Genomic DNA, 20,838 nt, shown 5'->3' with positions numbered 1-20,838 from the left:
ATCAATCTTTGAGCGCTGAGCAGCCCAACATCTGCACGGAACTCGACCCCGCTGGGGTTTGACCCCGGATCGCGGATGCCATCACCCCCGCCAAACTGACAACCGCCCGCTGCTGCGCGGCGATCAACGCAGGTACGCCGGTTTCCGTCACGTTTTCCGTGACGACGCTGCGGCACAACAGACCCGTGCCTTTGGCATTGACGGGCCGCACGCGCCAGGTGGCGTCCAGCTGCGCCATTTTTCCGGAGACGAGGTCAAAGCGTTGCACGTCCGTCTGCACCCGCCACACAGGCGCCCCCGGCCCGGGCTTGACCGCCTGCACATCCAGCGCCCCCAATTCGCGCTTGAGCGCGTCGGACAAGGCGCCACGCAGCTCATCGCCCAACGGCGAGCTCCAGCGCTCGGAATACAGCGCCGACACGCTGCCATCGCCCGTGCGCACCATCAGCTGCGGCTGGTCGGCCTGGGTGGACAGGGTGACGCCCTGAACCTCGATCAGATAGCTGGCGGGCGCGGTGGCGGACGACGCCGGCGTTTGGGCCGCCGGCCCCTGCAAGGTGTAGTAATTCACGGGCGGCGATGAGCCGCAGCCCGCCAGCGCGGCGGACAGTGCAAGCAAAGACAGGACGGGACGCATGTGGGTAAGAGTCATGGTTCTTTAGTTCCTGACAGGGCCTGAACCGGGAATCGGGTCGTTGCCACGGCCGCGCAACAAGGCTTCGGGGTTGGATTGCAGGAAATCAGCCAAGGCGCGCAACGAACGCGCCGCGCGGCCCAATTCTTGCATCGCCTTTTCGGTATTGACCGGCAGGGCCGCATCGGACGCCAGCATCGCGTTGATGTTCGCCATCGATTCCTTGGCCTGCTTCAGCATGCTTTGCGCTTCCGGCGCCACCTGCTTGTCCAGGCGGTTCATCAGCTTGGAGGTGCTGGCCAGCGTGGTGCGCAAGTCTTCGCCAATCTTGTCGAACGGAATCTTCTCGATCTTGGCGACGATGTTGCTGACCTGCTGTTGCAGTTGATCCAGGTTGCCCGGGATCGTCGGGATCACGGCGGGGTCAGACGGCTGGAAATCAACCGGCTTGGCGTTCGGGAAGTTGTCCAGCACCACATACAACTGGCCGGTCAGCAGGTTGGACGTGCGCAGCTGCGCGCGCAGGCCGTGCTTGATCATCACGCCCAGCAAGCGGCTGCCCGCCACGTCGCCATCCTTGGTGGCGCGTTCGCGCACCTCTTCATAGACGCGGCCCAGACGCTCCGGATACAAGGTCGCGTCCACGATGGAGAAGAAGCGCTTGGTGGCCGGGTCAAAGTCCAGCGTGATCTGCGTGACGTTGCCCAACGTAATGCCGCTGAAGTCGATCGACGCGCCCACGCTCAGGCCACGGATGGACTGGTCAAAGCGCATGCGGATCGGGAACGCTTCGCCATCCGGATTGGCCTTGGCGGCAGCTTCGGTCGCATACAGATCAAAGTTGGCGTCGGCGGGCGCGGGCGCACTGCCGTCGCGCGCACTCTGCACGGATTCAAAGGCCACGCCGCCAATCGCCATCGACACGAGCGATTGCGTGCGCACCTTCAACCCGTCTGCATTGACGCTGAAGTCCACACCGCTGGCGTTCCAGAAGCGCGTGCCGTTGGTCACGAACTTGTCGTTGGGCGCGTCCACGAAGACTTCAACGTTGACGGCGGTGCCGGTCTTGTCGAGCTCATAGCCGATGACGCGGCCGACATTGATGCGGCGGAAATACACGGGCGAGCCGATGTCCAGCGAACCCAGGTCGGATGCCTTCAGCTTGAAGCGCTTGCCTGCGCGGTCATGCGTGACCGCAGGCGGAATTTCCAGGCCTTCAAAACTGAATTTGGTGGCCTTGGCGGAACCGTTCTTGCCTTCGCTGGCGTCCACGCCAATGTAGGCGCCCGACAACAAGGTGCCCAGGCCCGATACTCCGCTCACGTCCAGGCGCGGCCGCACCACCCAAAAGTTCGTGCCATCGCGGGCCAGGTCCGACACTTCCTTGGCCAGCTCGGCCTTCACGACCACCTTGCTGCGGTCGTCATTGAAGCCGATGGACTTCACCGTGCCGATGTTCACGTCTTTGTAGCGCAGCTGGGTCTTGCCGACTTCCAGCCCTTCGGCGGTGTTGAAAGAGATCGAGATGTCCGGTCCGGCCTGCATCCAGGTCCGCACCACCAGCGACAGGCCCATCAGCGCGGCCACGACGGGTACCAGCCAGATCCACGAGATCCGGCTCTTCTGCTTGCGCGAGATCGCTGGCGACTTGAACTGCTCTTCACCGGCTTCAGGCTTTTGCTCGGACATCTACTTTCCTTTTTATTCTTGAGCGGGAAACCATCGTTGTTGCTAACCCACTTCCTTGCCTGCAAGGGGCGCCGCGCGATCTGCTTGGTGCGAGTGGCTTGCGCCCTCGACCTCGGGCGCGTCGACTTCACTCTCGCCTTCCAGGTCCCAACTGCGGCGCAAGTCGAAACTCATGGCCGCCAACATCGTCAAAATCACCACCACGCCAAACGCCGCCGCACCCGCGCCGGCGCTGATCTCCATCAGTCCCTGAAAATCAGCCAGGGCCGCCAGCAATATAACGACAAAAACATCCAGCATCGACCACTGGCCAATGAACTCAACCATTTGATACAAGCGGGTACGCGGCCGCAGGTTGGTCGTGCTACGCCACTGCTCGGTCAACAGCAACAGAATCAACGCCAGCAGCTTGGTCAGCGGCACGGCCACGCTGGCGATGAAGACAATCAGCGCGATGTCCCACGACCCCATCTGCCAGAGCTCGACCACGCCGCCCAGAATGGTATGGGCGCTGTCGCCCAATACGGAACTGACTTTCATCACGGGCAGGACGTTAGCCGGAATGTAGAAAACCACTGCCGCCAGCAGCAACGCCCACGTGCGCGCCAGGTGATCCGGCTTGCGGTAGTGGACGACGGCTTCGCAGCGCACGCAGTGGTGTTCTTCTTCGGGGTCGGCGTCTCGCGGCAGCGCCTGCACCTGGCCACAGACGTGGCAGCCGGCCAGCACCGTGTCCGGCCCGGACTCGGGGATGTGTACAGGCGCCACGCCAGCGGTTTCCGCATAGCGCCACAACACATGCGGCGACAAGCGGCCGAGCATCGTCAGGAAAATGGTCAACACGCCAAAGGCGCCCAGGCCAATGCCGGGCGACACCGCCGCCATGCCGGCCAGCTTCACCACCGCCACCAGCACGCCCAGCAGAAACACGGGAATCATGCACCACGGGCGCAGAATGCCCAGCAGGCGCATGGCGCCCCGGAACCCGGCGGGCTCGCGGCCTTGGGACAAGGGGCCAAGCACCCACAGCAGCACAACCAATTGCAGCAGCGGCAGGCCGAATCCGGCCAGGCCCGTCATCACGGCAACCACCCAGTGGCCTTGGCGCCATGTAATGGAAATGGCGTCCAGCAAGGACGCCTGCTGCACCATGCCCTGAACGGACATGGAAGCGACCGGGTAGGCGTTAGCCACCCCGAAGACGATCAGGGCAGTGATGGCGAGGGCCAGCCAATTGGACAAAGTAAGCCCGCTGTAGCGCCACAACGTGGCCCCGCAGCGGGCGCAATTGGCAGTCTCGCCAGGTTCAAGCTGATGTCGGCGATATACGCTTGCGCAATGTTCGCACTCGATCAGCGGCTGGCGGTCCGCGGTCATCAATCGATCAATTCGACTTCCTGCTTATCCGGGGCATCCGATGACGGCGGTTTCCCGTTGTCGTCGAAGTCCAGCGTCACCTTGCCCGAATCGTCCAGGTCCACCGTGACCGAACCGCCGTCGACCAGCTTGCCAAACAGCAGCTCGTCGGCCAGCGCGCGGCGGATGGTGTCCTGAATAAGACGTTGCATGGGACGCGCGCCCATGAGCGGGTCGAACCCCTCCTTGGCAAGGTGTTCGCGCAGTTTCGTGGTGAACACGGCTTCCACGCGGCGCTCGTGCAACTGGTCTTCGAGCTGCATGAGGAACTTGTCCACCACGCGCAGGATGACCTCGCGGTCCAACGCGGCGAACGGGATGATTGCATCAAGGCGGTTGCGGAATTCAGGCGTGAACATGCGGCGGATTTCCGCCATTTCGTCGCCCAGCATCCGCGAATTGGCAAACCCGATCGACGGACGGTTCAAGGTTTCGGCGCCCGCGTTCGTCGTCATGATGAGGATGACGTTACGGAAGTCCGCCTTGCGGCCGTTGTTGTCGGTGAGCGTGCCGTGGTCCATGACCTGCAGCAGGATGTTGAACACATCCGGGTGCGCTTTTTCGATTTCGTCCAGCAGCAGCACGCAGTGCGGCTGCTTGGTGATGGCTTCGGTCAGCAAACCGCCCTGGTCGAAACCGACGTATCCCGGCGGCGCGCCAATCAAGCGCGACACGGCATGGCGTTCCATGTATTCCGACATGTCGAAACGCAGCAGCTCAACGCCCAGCGTAAACGCCAGTTGGCGAGCCACTTCGGTCTTGCCCACGCCCGTGGGGCCAGACAGCAGGAACGCGCCAATCGGCTTTTCCGGCTTGCCCAAACCCGAGCGCGCCATCTTGATGGCGGCGGACAAGGCGTCGATCGCGCCGTCCTGGCCGAAGACCACGGTTTTCAGGTCGCGGTCGAGCGTGGCCAGTTTGCTGCGGTCATCGTTGGACACCGACTGCGGCGGAATGCGCGCAATCTTGGACACGATGTTTTCGATGTCCACCTTGCCGATCACCTTCTTCTGGCGCGAACGCGGCAGCAGACGCTGCGCAGCGCCGGCTTCGTCGATCACGTCAATGGCCTTGTCAGGCAGATGGCGGTCATTGATGAAGCGGGCCGACAATTCGGCGGCGGCCGACAACGCAGCGGCCGAATAGCGCACGCTGTGATGTTCTTCGAAACGGCTCTTCAAGCCGCGCAGGATCTGCACGGTTTGCTCGACGCTGGGTTCCGGCACATCAATCTTCTGGAACCGGCGCGACAGCGCGTGGTCTTTTTCGAAGACGCCGCGATATTCCGTATAGGTGGTGGCGCCAATGCACTTGAGCTGGCCGGAAGACAGCGCCGGCTTCAGCAGATTGGACGCATCCAGCGTGCCGCCCGAGGCCGAACCGGCGCCGATCAGCGTGTGGATTTCATCGATGAACAGGATCGCGTCGGGATTACCGCGGATCTGCTTGAGCACGCCCTTCAGGCGTTGTTCGAAATCACCGCGGTACTTGGTGCCGGCCAGCAGCGCGCCCATGTCCAACGAAAAGACTTGAGCCGCTTGCAGAATTTCAGGCACTTCGCCGCGCGTGATGCGCCAGGCCAGGCCTTCGGCAATGGCGGTCTTGCCCACGCCCGCTTCACCCACCAGCAGCGGGTTGTTCTTGCGGCGGCGGCACAACACTTGAATGACGCGCTCGACTTCGTGCTCGCGTCCGATCAGGGGATCGATGCGGCCCGCCAGCGCGGCGGCATTCAGGTCGGTGGCATATTGATCCAGCGGCGACTGACGCGATTCGCCCTGCTCTTCACCATTGGTCTGCTGCTCTTTCTGCACGGCGGCGGACTCCACCTGGGGCTGTTTGGTAATGCCATGCGACAGGAAATTGACGACGTCCAAGCGCGTGACGCCCTGCTGTTGCAGGTAGTACACGGCGTGCGAGTCTTTTTCACCGAAAATGGCCACCAGCACGTTCGCGCCGGTCACTGGCTTCTTGCCAGTACCCCCTGCGGAAACGTGCATGATTGCGCGTTGAATCACGCGCTGGAAGCCCAACGTCGGTTGCGTGTCGACCTCGGCGCCGCTTGGAATCACCGGGGTGTTTTCCGAAACGAACTGGCGGAGGTTGCGGCGCAAATCGTCCAGGTTTGCCGCGCATGCGCGCAGAACCTCGACTGCCGAAGCGTTGTCAAGCAATGCCAGCAGCAGATGCTCAACCGTAATAAATTCGTGCCGGGCCGAACGGGCCTCGACGAAAGCCATATGCAGGCTGACTTCAAGCTCTTGAGAAATCACGCTTCCTCCGTATTGCATCGAAGCGGTCAAATACACGATTCATATTCTATGCCGATCATGGCGTAACGCCAGCGATTTCAAAAACCACTCTGTCGTGGCGGCCTTGCGTGTCCATGACGGTAAGCGTATACCGGCCGTCTTGCGCCAGCACTAAATTAAACGGATGACTCGACGCGCCGTGTTTCACCACACGCCCATCAAGCATCCACCATACTTCGCCTTCGGCGCCTTGCACATCGACATCCAGCGCCACTTGCTTGCTGCCTGGCACGGGCCGAAGCACCGATCCGTTTGCAACACCGCCCAAGCGCAAAGGCCCCTGCGTGGCGTCGGCATAACCGGCAAACGACGGCGGCGCCGTGTCATTCAGCAGCCAGGCCGCGCGCTGTTCGGGGCATTCCCCCGAGGGCACGCTGCCCAATCTGTAACCCAAGGGCCAGCACGTGACCGCTGCCTGCACCGTTTCGGGCCGGCTGCGCACCTGCTGCGCCCCTTCCGGCAACGCCGCCACAATATCCTGCAGTAGCGGCGCCGCCACATTCGCCCCAAAAAATCCGGGGTTCGGCGTTCCATCGGGCCTGCCGACCCAAACGCCAATCGTCCATCTGTCGGTCACCCCGATGGCCCAGGCGTCGCGGAATCCGAAGCTGGTTCCGGTCTTCCAGGCCAGCCGCCGGGCCGGACTGCCCGACTGATAAAACGGCCGGTCAGGGTGCCCGCCGCCTTCGAGAATATCCCGGACAATCCAGGCGGCTCCAGGGCTCATCATACGGGACTCGATCCGAGGCTGCTCCGCCCGCAGGCGAGGCCGCCCAGAGATGCCGCCCCGGGCCAAGGCCCGATAAGCACCCACCAATTCTTCCAATGTGGTGCCACCCCCGCCCAAAATCAAGCTCAAATTTGGATCTGCACCCGCGGGCAAACGTAACCGTACCCCGCCCGACAGCATCATTGACGCAAAACTGACGGGGCCCACACGGTCCAGCAAGTCCACAGCGGGCACGTTCAGCGACCGTTGCAGCGCCTGCGCCACACTGATCGGCCCCGAAAATGCCGCCTGGAAATTACCGGGCGCGTAACCGCCGAACGACATGGGCGCATCGATCAGCAGGCTTTCCGAGTGAATCAGGCCTTCGTCCAGCGCCTGCGCGTACAGAAACGGTTTCAGAGTAGAACCCGGCGAGCGCACGCCACGCACCATATCCACATGCGCATAACGGGTATCGTCGGAAAAATCAGCCGATCCTGCGTAGGCCTTGACCTCGAGCGTATCGTTATCCATGACCAGCACGGCCATGGAAACCTTGGGCGGCAGGCCATCAACGCGGTCCAGCAGCATTTGTTCCACCGACGCCTGCATGTCGGCATCCAGCGTGGACGGCACCAGCGGCGGGCGCTCGCCCGGACGGCGCGCCGCGGACTTGCCGCCCGCCTCTTGCAACAGCCTTTGGGCCGCCAGCGGCGCCAGCCAACGCGCACGCAGCGGCGGCGCGATCACGTTTTCGATCTTGGCGTCGGCCACTTCTGCCGACGTCCAGCGGCCCAGCTCGGCCATGCGGTCCAGCACCTTGTCGCGCGCGGCTTGAGCGGCGTCGGGATGGCGGTCGGGCCGTAGCCGGGATGGCGCCTGCGGCAAGGCCGTCAGCATCGCGGCTTCGGCTGCGCTCAAGTTGCGGGCCGACTTGCCCAGCCACAGCCGCGAGCCCATTTCCACGCCCTCGACGATGCCGCCCATCGGCGCATGCGTCAGGTACAGCGACAGGATTTCGTCCTTGCTGTAGTGCATTTCCAGCTGCACTGCGCGCCACGCCTGCCGCAATTTGGCGGACATCGAGCGCGATGGCTTGCCGGCCAGTTGAGGGTCAATCAGGCGCGCAACCTGCATGGTCAGCGTCGACCCGCCGGACACGATGCGGCGGTTCGTGGCCCATTGCCAGCCAGCACGCGCAAGCGCCACCGGGTTCACGCCGGGATGCCAGTAGAACCAGCGGTCTTCGTACGTCAGCAGGGTTTCCAGATAGCGGTCGGAAACCTGGTCTGGTTTGACGGGATAACGCCAGATGCCGTCGCGGCTGGGATAGTTGCGCAGCGGCGTGCCGTCGGCGGCGACGACCACGGCCGCGCCGCCCGAGTCGATACGGGGAAGCGGATACAAGCGGTCGAGCACGAATAACAACGCGGCCAGCGCAAACAACACGCTGGCCGCGATGATGCCGCGCCGCCGCCAACGCCGGGCGCGCTGGGCGCCTGGCGTTGAGGTAGCGGCGGCGTTCAAGGACGCTTGGCGCCGCGATCGCGGATGTCGACCGTGCTCCATTGCTCACCCACGCCGCGGATTTCGGGGCGGTACATATCCTCGGCCACCGTCGACGGCACCGCATAGCGGCCCGGCGTCACGACGCGCACCAGATAGAACACATCCACCTTGCCACGGCCCAAAGACACGGCGGCCACGTAACGGTCGTCGCGGAACTCGCGATGCTTGATGTTGGAATCCGACATCGCTTCCGCCACGCGGCGGCCGCCAATCGTCCATTCCTGCATCTCGGGGCTTTGCGACAGGTTCAGGTTTTCAACTTCGAAACCTGCCGGCACGCGGTCCTCGATCAACGCATCAGGAATAACCTGGTTGGCGCTGGCCTGCACCCACACCACCAGCATGTCGCCGGTTTGCAGGTTGCCGCCATCCCACGGACGGCCATCCGGGCGATACCAGCCACGCTTGAGCTGGATCACGTCGTTGCGCGGCTTGGGCGCCACCGTCGGGCTGCCTTGGATGTCGTACTCAACAAACAGCGATTGCGAACCCGTGTTGATGATCTGCGTGTTGGCCAGGTCGGCCGCCGGCACAGACACCATCTGGTCGCTCTTGCCGCCATCGAGCTCCTTGCGGGCGCCATTGACCAACAACGCTGCGGACCACGGCGTGCTCTTGTCACCGCCCATGACGCGTGCGGCCAACAACAGCGACATGCGCTCTTGGGTCGACAAGTACGAGCGGTTGCCCAGTCGCGCCGTCAGTTGCGTCAGCAGGTTTTCCAGGCGGTCATGCTTCAGGCCGTACTGGTTCGCCAGCGCATAGGCCAGCGAATAGTCACGCACGCTGCTGCCGTAGTCGCCCAGCCACTCGTCGTAATAGGCGTTGTAATCGCGGCGCGGGAAACCGTATTCGCGCGTCATGGCGGCGTCCAGCGCGGACTTCATGCGCCCTTCGTCGCCCATCAGCTTGAATGCGGCGGCCAGCTGAATCAGCGGCAGCGGCGAACGCGCGCGTTCCTGGTAGTTGTCGAACAGTTGGCGCACGGTAGCAAGCGGCGCCTTCTTGTCGCGAGCCAACGCCAGCACGGCGGTGGCAAGGCCGGCGAAACGGCGATGGTCTTCACGCAGGATATTGGCGTCGCTGCCGTCGATACGGCCGGCTTCAACGTTGCGGCGCAGGTTCACCGACCACGTGCCAAAGCCATTGGACGTCTGCTGCACTTGCTCCAGCAGCCATTGGCGCGAACGGTCCAGCGTGGCTTCAGGCACTTCAAAGCCCTTGTCACGCGCATCCTGCAGGAAGCCCACGGCATAGGCCGTCAGCCAGACATCGCGAGACGTCGAGCCGCTCCAGAGGTTGTACGAACCCACGGCGTTGCGCATGCCGGACAAGCGGGCGATGGCGTTTGAGACCTGCGCCGCGCGTTCGGCCTGCGAATGCGGCTTAAGGCCGTATTGCTTGGCGACGTCGGCATCGATCAGCACCCACGGCAAGGCGCGGCTGATGGTCTGTTCGGTGCATCCGTACGGATACGCAAGCAGGCCTTCAACCAGGCGGTTGACGTTGAACGGCGGGCGGTTGGACACGGTCACGCTGACCAGCGCCGAATCGGGATAGTACGAAGACACCCACGACGCCTGCGCCGTGTTCGTCTCGCCCGGATTCAGGCGCAGACGGCGCACCTGACGTTCACCGGCATAGGCCGGCTGCACTTGCAGCACCGATTCGCGCACCAGGTGCACGGGCTTGCCTGCGCCCTGGCCATCGACGGTCAGGCGGATCAGGCCCAGGCCATACGAACCCGTCGTCGTGGCGTTAAAGCGCAAGGTCGTGCGTTGCTTGTCCTTCAGCGTCAGCGTGCGCACGCCATCGGGAATGGCCAGCGGGTCCAGCGCTTCCAGCTTGATCGTGATCTTCTGATCGGAGCCGCTCAGGTTGGACACGTCCAGCGCAATCGCGGCCTGGTCGCCGGGGGTGATGAAGCGCGGCGTGTTCAGCTCGGCCACGATCGGCGCCGCCACCACCATTTCGGTGTCGGTGCTGCCGTAGTTGTCAGCGGTGAAGGCCACGGCCATCAGGCGCAGCGTGCCGTTGAAATCAGGCAGGTCCAGCGGGATGTCCGCCTCGCCTTGCGCGTTCAGCGTCACCGGACCCGAGAACAGGTCAACCAGCTTCACTTTCTTCGGCAGGCTCTTGCTGTCGCCTCTCATGGCGGCGTCACCGCCCCACTTCAGCTTACCCTTGGTGCCGTCCATTTTTTCGATGAGCTTGCCGTACATGTCCAGCAACTCGGGCGCGTAACGGTGCTTGCCGAAGAAATAATCCAGCGGATTCGGCGTGGCGTACTGGTTGATGTTCAGGATGCCCACGTCCACGGCAGACAGCGTCACCGTGGCCTGCTTGCCCTGAGCGCCATCCACCTTGACACGCACGGTCGTCTTGGTTTCCGGCACCGCCTTGGGCGGCGCGGTCAGCTTGACGTCCAGCTTGCGGTCGGCGCTGGCGATCGGCAGGAACGCCAGACCCAACGCGCGTGCCGGGGTCACACGGTCGCCTTCGCTACCCGGGCGGAACACGGCGGCGGCCACGTACAGGTCGTGACGCTTCCAGTCCTTGCTGATGGGAATTTCAACTTCCGTGCCCGTCGCTTTCACGGACACCCACTTCGACCACAGCATGCGGTCGCCTTCCACGGTGACCAGCGCCTGGCCGTCGTGCGGCGGCGTCAGCGTGACCTTGACGGTATCGCCCGGCTTGGCCGGCACGCCTTCAAGCTTCAGCTGCACGCGGTCGGGGCGGTTGCCCATCGAATCGGCGTCCTGCGCGTTCCAGCCCGCATAGAAGCGGTAGCGCATGGTCTCGCCCGTTTCCGGGTCGGCGATTTCCAGACGGTAACGGCCCCACTTGACCGGCACGGTCAGTTGGCTGCGATCGTTCAGCGCGATCTCGCGCGAATCGAGCAGTTCTTCGGTTTCGGTATAGCCGCTGTTCCAGCCACGCTGGTCGTCGAAACGCCAGTAGTACTGACGCTCTTCGCGGAACAGACGCATCTGGGCCTGAGCCAGCGGTTCGACCTTGCCTTGCGCGTTGACGCGGATCACTTCGAAACCGGCGGGCGCGCCTTCGCGGGCCACGTCGCTATCGAATTGCGGACGCACGGCAATCAGCTTGTCGGCGGGCCAGACGCTGCGTTCAATCGAACGCACAACCGGGCGGCCGCCCGATTCCAGCAGGCTGGCGGACACGCGCACCTTCATGGGCGAATGCGTGCCGGCCGTGTTCGGATTGACTTCCAGTTGCGCGTAACCCTTGTCGTCCAGCGCGGCCTCGGGCAGTTCGCCAAAGGTGCGGCGGGAATCATCGGCCACGTCGCCAAAGATGAAGCCCGGCCATTGCTGCGCCAGCGCAAAGCGGTCGCGCTTGACCTGGAAGGTGGACAGCAGGCGGTTGCCGGCGGCAGGTGCGCCGTACAGGTAGTCGCCCTGCACATCCACCGTCAATTCTTCGTCGGGCGACAGCACTTCCTGTTCGGACGTCAGCGCCATCTTCATGCGTTCGGGCAGGAATTCCTCGACCTGGAATTTCCACGATGCATCCGGCGCGCGCGACGCGGGGTCCACACGCAGCTCAAGCAGCCACGAACCGGTCTGCGCATCCAGCGGCAGATCAATGGCGCGCTCAACATAGCCGACCAGATCTTTGTTCGGCTGCCACAACGTGGTCTGCACCACACGGCCATCGGGACGCTTGATGGTGGCGGTGAGCGGCGCGGGGGTCAGCATGCGGCCGTCCAGGTCGCGCGGCAGCACCGACACGTTGAACGTTTCACCCGGGCGGTACAGGTTACGGCCGGCGTACACAAACAGGTTGTTCGGGCGCGAGGTATGGCCGCCCGTGTCGAATTCCGACAGGTCCAACGCCGGCTCGGCCAGCGCCAGCACCGTCATTTCCTTGTCGCGCGAGGCGCGGATGACGCGCGCATTGGTGAAGCTGCCCTCAAAACGGACATGGCCCTGCGCGTCCGCCGCGGCCTTGGCCAGCGACTTGCCGCTGCCATCCACCAGTTCGAACACGGCGCCAGAGATGGCCTGGCCCGACTTCAGCGACACGGAATAGGCTTCGATGCGGTCGCTATAGCGGCGCGCATGCAGACCGATGTCGCTGACGTAGAAATACGTCACTTGGTATTCATAGCGGAAACGGCCGGGCTGGCTCATCACCGCGATATAGATGCCGGGCTCTTGCAGTTCCTTCACGCCTTCAACCGGCAGGAACGTCACGTGGCGGCGGTTCGGCTTGTCGTCCGTCAGGAAGCGGCCTTGGTAGACGCTGGTCGTCAACGAATTCAGGCGGTCCAGATCCCAGTTGCTGACCGAACCCTTCAGGCTGCGGTTGTCGGAATAGCGCCAGCCATCATCTTCGTTGTAGCCGCCCTCGTCGTCCTCGGACTCGGTGGCGGTGTTGCGGCCAATGCCCAACACGGTTTCGAAGAGTTCAGGCACGCGCTCGGGCGACACGCGCAGGAACTGCACGTCGACTTCCGGCACGTTGACGGTGGCCACGGGCAACCCGCCGTTCTGACCAGCCGGCAGCACCACGCCGCGGCTGGCGAAGTAGAACGAAGGCGGCATGGCCTGCGTGTTCACTTCGCAGTTGGTCGTTTCCGCCAGCACGACCTTGTCGCCCACGCCGGCCAGACCGGAGCGGACCGTGATCGCGTATTTGCGCTGCGGCTGAATGTAGGGGAAATACACCATGCGCGGGTTTTCGCCCACGACCCAGTTGCCCTTCAGGATCTTGCCTTTGGGCGCGGAGTCGCCCGGCTTGACCGAGGCGGGCTGGTCGGACGAGGCGGATTCGCTGCTCTCGCCGTCCTTGCCCGAGGACGCGCCCAGGTCGGTCACCTGCAGGAAATTGTCCAGGTTGCCTTTGGCGTCTACCGGCTGCGTGAAGGTGACAGATAGCGCCAGGGCATCGTTGTATTGACGCGGCTGGCACGTCAATGCCGCAAACGGATCTGCCGCGCCCACCGTTGCGCTGGCAGGCAGCACGGGCTTGGCTTCACCAGCGGCCGGCGTAGCCGGAGTCGCTGTCGTTGCCGAACCGGCTGCGGGGGCTGACACGGCAGCAGGCGGCGTCGGGTTCGCCGTCTGGCGATCCTTGCCCATCCACCAGCCCGCGCCAATCGCGCCCGCTAATACCGCAACGCCGGCAACCGCCAGCCAGGTCTTACTGATCTTTCCACTCACGGCAAACCCCTCCGCCTACTCAACCACAACGCTCCTTAGCGGCGGAGCTGCCGACCAACGCAATCCGCGCGCTTCCCGGTGCGCGGATACTGCTGTTCAAATCATGGACAGCACAACGCCGCCATTGCTGGCGGCGTCTTCATTCTTAGTATTAAACGGGTTCCATCACGCATTGAAGCGGGTGCTGACGCGCCCGCGCATACTGGCCAACTTGCGCAATACGGGTCGCGGCGAGATCGCGGGGATACACCCCGCATACTCCGCGCCCTTCGTGATGCACTTGCAGCATGATCCGCGTGGCCTCTTCGTGGTTCTTATTGAAAAATTTCTGCAAGACTTTCACGACGAATTCCATCGGCGTGTAGTCGTCATTCAGCAACAGCACTTGATACATCGGAGGCGGCGCGGCGCGTGCCGGTGCCTTCTCGACGGCCAAATCATGCTGGGTATCCAAGGTAGAACTCATAGGGCGGCTATTCTATTTAAACTGGGGACGCCTAACGCGCAACTTACGCAAAATTACACGCAGAAATACGTAGTTTCCATACTTGACGACACGAAGAAAAGCGGCGCATTATCAGCGCATTCTGGGGTTTTCAACTCATCGAAAATCTGCCAGGAAGCCGGAGGGGGGGACAGAGGTCTAGACCGCGATGCCCTTCTGTCAACATACGATTCAATGAGGCAGTCCGCATGTCTGATCCGACCGCAACCGCCGTCCAAGGGGACAATCCCAAATCGACGGGCACCGTCAAATGGTTCAACGATGCAAAGGGGTTTGGCTTCATTACGCCCGACGACGGCGGTGAAGATCTGTTCGCCCACTTTTCGTCCATCCAGATGAATGGTTTTAAAACCCTGAAAGAAGGCCAAAAAGTGGCCTTCGAAATTATCCAGGGGCCCAAAGGTAAGCAGGCACTTAATATCACGGCTGCCTGAGTTACCCTTAAAGTGCAACGGTAAGGTTGCACCATTATCAGGCGGGGCTTTCGAGCCCCGCCTTGTTATTTTCTAATTACTGCGCCAGGCCATGCTGAAGAATACCGAGTCGTTCCCTGTCAGTCGTACGTTGCTTAAGACAGCGTCCTCAATCGTTAAACCCGCATGGTTGAAAGCGTTATCCGCGGCGTTGGCCGCCGCCGCATTCGCACTGTCTGCCAGCGCCCACGCACAAACCGGACCGCAACCGCAATTGCCCACCACGCAATTGTCGGCGGGCATCCATATTATCCGCGCAGAAGTCGCCAATACTGACGCCACCCGCCAAAGCGGCTTGATGTTCCGTAAAGAGCTGCCCGGTAACGACGGCATGCTGTTCGTGTTCGAGCAGCCCGACGTGCAGTGCTTCTGGATGCGCAACACCCTGCTGCCGCTCTCGATTGCCTTTATCGCCGACGACGGCACGATCGTCAACATCGATGACATGGCGCCCCAGACCGAAGACCCGCACTGCGCAAAGAAGCCCGTGCGCTACGCCCTGGAAATGGCCCAGGGCTGGTTCGACCAGCATGGCATCAAGGCCGGCCGGAAAATCGACGGCCTGCCCTGAACGGCCCGCCCAGAGGCGGCTACGCCCCCTCCAGATACAGCAAGGGAGCCCCGCGGGGCTCCCTTTTCATTTCCGCCGCGGACAGAAGCGGCGGAAAAAACAACACTTCAGGGAATCAGACGCGCTCGATGATCAGCGCAATGCCCTGACCCACGCCGATGCACATCGTGCACAGCGCGTAGCGGCCGCCCGTGCGGTGCAGCTGGTTGATCGCGGTGGTGGCCAGACGCGCGCCGGAAGCGCCCAACGGGTGACCCAGGGCGATCGCGCCGCCGTTGGGGTTCACGCGCGGATCGTTGTCAGCCAGGCCCAGTTGGCGCATCACCGCCAGGCCTTGAGCAGCAAACGCTTCGTTCAGTTCGATGACGTCCATCTGGTCGAGCGTCAGGCCGGTTTGCGCCAGCACCTTCAGCGTGGCGGGCGCCGGGCCAATGCCCATGATGCGCGGCGCAACGCCAGCGGTTGCCATGCCCACCACGCGAGCACGCGGGGTCAGGCCGTGGCGGGCGGCCGCCTTTTCGTCGGCCAGCAGCAGCGCAGCGGCGCCGTCGTTCACGCCCGACGCGTTGCCGGCCGTGACGGAACCGCCTTCACGAACCACGCCCTTCAGCTTGGCCAGCGATTCCAGGCTGGTTTCGCGCGGATGCTCGTCCTTGGAAACGACAATGGCGTCGCCCTTCTTTTGAGCAATCGAGACCGGCACGATTTCGGCGTCGAACACGCCTTCTTTCTGCGCGCGAGCCGTCTTTTGCTGGCTGGCCAGCGCGAACAAATCCTGGTCTTCGCGGCTGATGTTGAAATCGTCGGCAACGTTCTCCGCGGTTTCCGGCATGGAGTCCACGCCATACTGCGCCTTCATCAGCTTGTTGATGAAGCGCCAGCCGATCGTCGTGTCATAGATGGCGGCGTTGCGCGAAAACGCGCTGTCGGCCTTGCCCATGACGAACGGCGCACGGCTCATGCTTTCGACGCCGCCAGCCAGCATCAGGCCGGCTTCGCCGGCGCGAATGGCGCGGGCGGCGGTGCCAATGGCGTCCAGGCCCGAACCGCACAGGCGGTTGACGGTGGCGCCAGGCACTTCGATCGGCAGACCGGCCAGCAGCGTGGCCATGCGGGCGACGTTGCGGTTGTCTTCGCCAGCCTGGTTCGCGCAACCCATGATCGCGTCATCCAGTTCTTCCCAGCGCACGCCGGGGTTGCGCGCTACCAGCGCCTTGATGGCGACAGCGGCCAGATCGTCGGGGCGCACCGAAGCCAGCGCGCCGCCGTAGCGGCCGAAGGGAGTGCGGATCGCATCACAAATAAAGGCATTCACGGTCATGAGAAGCTCGGAGTGAAGTGAGAAAAACGGGATCGGACGATCTTAACGCAGCGCTTTTCGCGCCATATTGGTGCACGACCAGGATGTCCGCTACACGGACAGTGTCCAGTAGGTGTTCACCCTGATTGTGCACCGCGCATGCACGGCTGCGGTGCGTAGTGAAGGTGCGTGGCCGTCGCTGCGTGGCTGAAGCTGCGTGCTGAGCACGCACACCATCAGCCCGCCGGCGCCTTCGCTTGCGATGCGCCTGCATCGCCCTTCGCGGCGCGGGCGGCCTCGACAATGGCCTGCCGGCGAAAGCGCCCTGCCGCCAGATGGTAGAACGGTTGCGGGCAGAACTGGCGCGACACGCCCGAGGCCAGCAGCGAACACACCAGCAGCCAGAACAGCATCGGCTGGCTGCCCGTCATTTCCATCACCACCACGCTGGCGGTCAGCGGCGCTTGGGTGGCTGCGGCCAGGAACGCCGCCATCGACACCAACACCAGCACGCGCTGGTCCACGCCGTCGCCCGCCAATTCCCAGATGTGCTGGCCAATGCCCGCGCCCGTGGTCAGCGCGGGCGTGAAGATGCCGCCCGGTATGCCTGCCCAATACGACGCGACAGTCGCCGCCAGTTTGGCAAGGCCGAACCCCGCCGGCGCGGTGTCTTGGCCCGACAGCAGATTGGCCGCCACGCCATAGCCCGTGCCGTACACGGTGCCAGCGGTACACAGGCCGATGACGGCCAGGATCAGCCCCATGATGAACGCCGTCCAGATGGGATGCGCGCGTATCCAGGCGCGCCACGCGGCAGGCGCCGCCCCCGAGGCGCCCTTGCCCAGCAAGCGCGCAAAAATGCCGCCCAGCGCGCCATTGAGCGCGCCGCAAACCACAATCCACATCACCATGCCGTGCGCCAAAGGCGCGCCGCCGAACACCCCGAAGTACGGGTTGTTGCCTTGCACCGCCACGACCAGAAAGCCGGCCGCCAGCACGCCAATCAGCACCAGCCGCTGCCAGCGCAGCACCGTGCCGCGGCCCAGCTCTTCGATAGCGAAAATAACGCCGGCAAGCGGGGCATTGAAAGCAGCGGCGAGGCCGCCTGCGGCCCCGGCGGCGATCAGTTCATTGGAGTGAAAACCGCGCAACTGCACGCCGCGTCGCTTCCAGAAGTCGCCCCAGGCCAGCATCAGCGCCGCGCCGACTTGCACCGACGGGCCTTCGCGCCCGATCGAGGCGCCGGCCAGCATGCCGAAGAACGCAAGGGGAATTTTCCAAAGGGTCTGGACAAGCGACACCAAGCTGCGTTGGCTGGGGCCGGGCGGCAGTGACAGCGCGCCGATGACTTGAGGAATGCCGCTGCCCGCGGCATTGGGCGCGAAGCGCAGCGTCAGCCATCGCAAAGCGGCCAGACTGAACGGCAGCACAATCAAGGCAAGCCAACCGTTGTGGCCCACCCATTCGCGGTTCCAGTCCAAAGCCTTGTCGGCCAGATACGCAAAGCCCAGCGACATCAACGCCACCAAACCAGCGCCGCCCAGCAACAGCGCCATTTGCAGGCTCTTGCGTGACAGACGATTGATTTGGCGCACCTTTCGGCGCATCAGGCGGCGGACGCCGGTGGAGGTCCGGCGGAAAGAATCAGTCAGGCTCATGGCTGCTGGCAGACGGCGGAAAGTGGCTAACCTTACCATTCCAACCTGACCCGCAGCTCAAAAACCGAGACAAAACGCGCACGGTGCATTCGCCTCCGTGCGCGTTCTGCTAGCGGCTTAGAAGGTCGACCAGTCGTCGTCCGACGCGTTGGCCAGCGCGGGACGCGCTTGCGCCGGACGCGCCGCCGATGCGGCAGGCTTTCTCGCCGAGACCGGCACGGCCTGCACCAGGCGGGCTTGCGCATGGCCTGCCGAACCGGCGTTTGCATCGACCTTGAAACGGCGCACTTCCTGCGCCAGACGGCCGGCTTGTTCCTGCATGCTGGCCGCTGCCGCCGCCGCTTCTTCCACCAGCGCAGCGTTCTGCTGCGTCACGGTGTCCATCTGCGCCACGGCCTGGTTCACCTGGCCGATGCCAGACGATTGCTCTTCCGACGCGCTGGCGATTTCGCGCACCAGAATCGCCACCTGACGCACGCTGTCGACCACCTCACGCATGGTGCGTCCGGCTTCATCGACCTGACGCGTGCCGCCTTCAACCCGCGTGGCCGACTCATCGATCAGCGCCTTGATTTCCTTGGCGGCCACGGCCGAGCGTTGCGCCAAGGTGCGCACTTCGCCTGCCACCACCGCAAAGCCACGGCCCTGCTCGCCCGCACGCGCGGCTTCCACCGCGGCGTTAAGCGCCAGGATGTTGGTCTGGAACGCAATACCGTCGATCACGCCCGTGATATCCGCGATGCGGCGCGAGCTGTCGGAAATGGCGCTCATGGTCTGCACCACGCCTTCAACCACTTCACCGCCACGCACGGCAACGCTGGAGGCCTGCGTGACCAGACGGTCGGCTTCGCTGGCGTTGTTGGCGTTTTGCTGCACGGTGCTGGTCAGCTCTTCCATCGACGCGGCGGTTTCTTCCAGCGACGACGCCTGCTCTTCCGTGCGTTGCGACAAGTCGGAGTTGCCTTGCGCGATCTGCGACGACGCCGAGGCAATGCTCTCACAGCCGTCACGCACGTCGGCAACGATGCGGGCCAGGCTTTCGTTCATGGCCTTGAGCGCGCTCATCAGCTCGCCGGTTTCGTCGCGCGTAGCGACCTGGATGTCCGTCGTGAGATCGCCTGCGGCGACTTGGCGCGCGGCCGATACCGCTTGCTGCAACGGACGCACGATGCCTCGCGTGACCAGCCAGCCCAGCAGCATGCCGATCGCCACGCCCACCACGGCCAGCACAATCATGACCGTGCGGACGGTGTCGTACAGATCCGTGGCTTGGTCGACGGATTGCGCCGTGGACTTTTCCTTGCCCACGGCCAGGTCGGTCATCAAGTCATCGAGCTTTTGCGACGACGCAATGACGCGCTTTTCGATCTCGGTCACGCGCGGGTCCGTTTGCGTCAACGACTGCGATTTCGCTGCCGCGAAGAATGCCTCAGACTCACGCTTCCAAACCTGCTCGGTCTCCACGAACTGAGCCAGCAGGCGCTTGCCTTCTTCTTCGTGGAAGTTCTTCGCCGCCTTCTCGCGCAGCAGGTCCATGTTCTTTACCGCATCGTCAAACTGCTTCTTCAACGCCTGACGATCCTGCTCGGTACTGGCGGCCAGATAACCGCTGCGGGCCCGGCCCGCGTAAATCAGGTTGATATTGGCTTCTTTCAGATCCGAGATGCCGCGCAGCTCGGTGTCATAAAGCCGATCATTCAATTCGTTGATGCGAGACAGCCCCCAAACGCCAAAGGCCCCAATCGCGCCGCCAATCACCGCCACCAGCAAGAACGCGCCCGTCAGCCGCGCTCCAATACGCAAGCCCGAAAATAACCGCAACATGCTTCCCTTCCCTGTAGATACCCCGGTTTATGGCGGGCAAGCCGCAGTCCTGGGCCCCGTGGTTCAGTCTCAGACCGATGGGAACAATAGCGGGATGAATTCCTAGGGAGAACCCTAAAGAAAAGCCAGTTTCTTCGTCATTTCGCCGCAATGAATTCGACAATCGACAGGGTTTCGTAAGCTGAATTTTTCCTGAACGAAAAAAGAAAACCCCTCGCGGCACGCAAGGGGTTTTCATCGGGGGCCTCGGTGCAAGCACCGCGGCGGCGTCCCGCTTTACCGATCAGGCAAAGTTCTTGGCGGCGAACTCCCAGTTCACCAGGGCCCAGAAGTTTTCCAGATACTTGGGACGCGCGTTACGGTAGTCGATGTAGTAGGCGTGTTCCCAGACATCACAGGTGAGCAGCGGCTTGTCGGCCGTGGTCAGCGGGGTGGCGGCGTTGCTGGTGTTGACGATGTCAACCGAGCCATCGGCCTTCTTGACCAGCCAGGTCCAGCCCGAACCGAAGTTGCCGGCTGCCGACTTGTTGAACGCTTCCTTGAAAGCGTCGAAGCTGCCCCACTTGGCGTTGATGGCGTCAGCCAGCTTGCCCGAAGGTGCGCCGCCGGCCTTGGGGGCCAGGCTGTTCCAGTAGAACGTGTGGTTCCAGATTTGAGCGGCGTTGTTGAAAATGCCACCCGAGGACTTCTTCACGATGTCTTCCAGCGACAGCGTTTCGAATTCCGTACCCGGGATCAGGTTGTTCAGGTTCGTGACGTACGTCTGGTGATGCTTACCGTAGTGGAACTCCAGCGTTTCCTTGGAGATGTGCGGAGCCAGCGCGTCCAGTTCGTAAGGCAGGGGGGGAAGAGTATGTGCCATGTGTTGGTTCCTTCTGTTGAGTGCACGATCAAGCCGTTCAATTGTATCGGCAACTAATGAGGATACCTTGTTAAACCCGCGCCCGTGCGGGGTTAACGGATGCATGTGCTTATGCCATGGCGTG

The 20,838-nt window shown here is 63.3% G+C and carries 13 protein-coding genes; 2 read left to right on the top strand and 11 right to left on the bottom strand.

Translation table 11 applies throughout. The annotated features are described in order from the left end of the window. Position 1: 1 nt before the first annotated feature. From ACFZAI_RS12840 to clpS, 7 genes are all read right to left on the bottom strand, one after another. A complete protein-coding gene (locus ACFZAI_RS12840; protein ID WP_391567222.1) occupies positions 2-652 on the bottom strand; it encodes a membrane integrity-associated transporter subunit PqiC in 651 nt (216 codons plus the stop codon). Positions 653-658: 6 nt separating this feature from the next. Then, the gene (locus ACFZAI_RS12835) at positions 659-2,323 is read right to left on the bottom strand and encodes an intermembrane transport protein PqiB (protein ID WP_391567221.1); all 1,665 of its coding nucleotides are present in this window, start codon (positions 2,321-2,323) and stop codon (positions 659-661) included. Positions 2,324-2,365: 42 nt separating this feature from the next. Further along, positions 2,366-3,700 (bottom strand): paraquat-inducible protein A, encoded by a 1,335-nt coding sequence (locus ACFZAI_RS12830; protein WP_391567220.1) that lies wholly within the window; start codon positions 3,698-3,700, stop codon positions 2,366-2,368. Continuing rightward, complete coding sequence (gene clpA / locus ACFZAI_RS12825; RefSeq protein ID WP_054425566.1) at positions 3,700-6,012, bottom strand: ATP-dependent Clp protease ATP-binding subunit ClpA; 2,313 nt, start codon at positions 6,010-6,012, stop codon at positions 3,700-3,702. The genes ACFZAI_RS12830 and clpA overlap by 1 nt, the downstream gene beginning before the upstream one ends. A gap of 55 nt (positions 6,013-6,067) precedes the next feature. Then, positions 6,068-8,287, bottom strand: a complete 2,220-nt coding sequence (pbpC, locus tag ACFZAI_RS12820) for a penicillin-binding protein 1C (protein WP_391567219.1) — start codon at positions 8,285-8,287, stop codon at positions 6,068-6,070. Further along, positions 8,284-13,440 (bottom strand): alpha-2-macroglobulin, encoded by a 5,157-nt coding sequence (locus tag ACFZAI_RS12815; protein WP_391567845.1) that lies wholly within the window; start codon positions 13,438-13,440, stop codon positions 8,284-8,286. Before ACFZAI_RS12815 ends, pbpC begins: the two co-directional genes overlap by 4 nt. 232 nt (positions 13,441-13,672) lie before the next feature. Then, the gene (gene clpS, locus ACFZAI_RS12810; RefSeq protein WP_006220276.1) at positions 13,673-13,987 is read right to left on the bottom strand and encodes an ATP-dependent Clp protease adapter ClpS; all 315 of its coding nucleotides are present in this window, start codon (positions 13,985-13,987) and stop codon (positions 13,673-13,675) included. A gap of 227 nt (positions 13,988-14,214) precedes the next feature. On the opposite strand from clpS, the gene ACFZAI_RS12805 reads away from it, so the two are divergent. Further along, complete coding sequence (locus tag ACFZAI_RS12805; RefSeq protein ID WP_054424977.1) at positions 14,215-14,460, top strand: cold-shock protein; 246 nt, start codon at positions 14,215-14,217, stop codon at positions 14,458-14,460. A gap of 91 nt (positions 14,461-14,551) precedes the next feature. Then, positions 14,552-15,070, top strand: a complete 519-nt coding sequence (locus ACFZAI_RS12800) for a DUF192 domain-containing protein (protein ID WP_391567218.1) — start codon at positions 14,552-14,554, stop codon at positions 15,068-15,070. A 115-nt stretch (positions 15,071-15,185) separates the two neighbouring features. Here the strand turns inward: ACFZAI_RS12800 and pcaF are convergent, their stop codons facing one another. The 4 genes from pcaF to sodB all read right to left on the bottom strand — a co-directional run bounded on the left by pcaF (position 15,186) and on the right by sodB (position 20,714). Beyond that, entirely contained in the window at positions 15,186-16,391 is a 1,206-nt protein-coding gene (gene pcaF, locus ACFZAI_RS12795; RefSeq protein WP_391567217.1) for a 3-oxoadipyl-CoA thiolase, read from the bottom strand. A gap of 215 nt (positions 16,392-16,606) precedes the next feature. Continuing rightward, positions 16,607-18,028: a chloride channel protein gene (locus ACFZAI_RS12790; RefSeq protein ID WP_391567216.1), complete on the bottom strand. Its 1,422-nt coding sequence runs from the start codon at positions 18,026-18,028 to the stop codon at positions 16,607-16,609. A gap of 117 nt (positions 18,029-18,145) precedes the next feature. Continuing rightward, positions 18,146-19,852, bottom strand: coding sequence for a methyl-accepting chemotaxis protein (locus ACFZAI_RS12785; protein ID WP_391567215.1), 1,707 nt, complete (start codon positions 19,850-19,852; stop codon positions 18,146-18,148). A 283-nt stretch (positions 19,853-20,135) separates the two neighbouring features. Continuing rightward, a complete protein-coding gene (gene sodB / locus ACFZAI_RS12780; RefSeq protein ID WP_006227881.1) occupies positions 20,136-20,714 on the bottom strand; it encodes a superoxide dismutase [Fe] in 579 nt (192 codons plus the stop codon). Positions 20,715-20,838: the final 124 nt, after the last annotated feature.

The organism is Achromobacter sp. NPDC008082, assembly GCF_042957345.1.
Taxonomy (GTDB): domain Bacteria; phylum Pseudomonadota; class Gammaproteobacteria; order Burkholderiales; family Burkholderiaceae_B; genus Achromobacter; species Achromobacter kerstersii_A.
The sequence above is the reverse complement of the archived record's forward strand: the minus strand, read 5'-3'. Positions and strand labels throughout refer to the sequence as shown.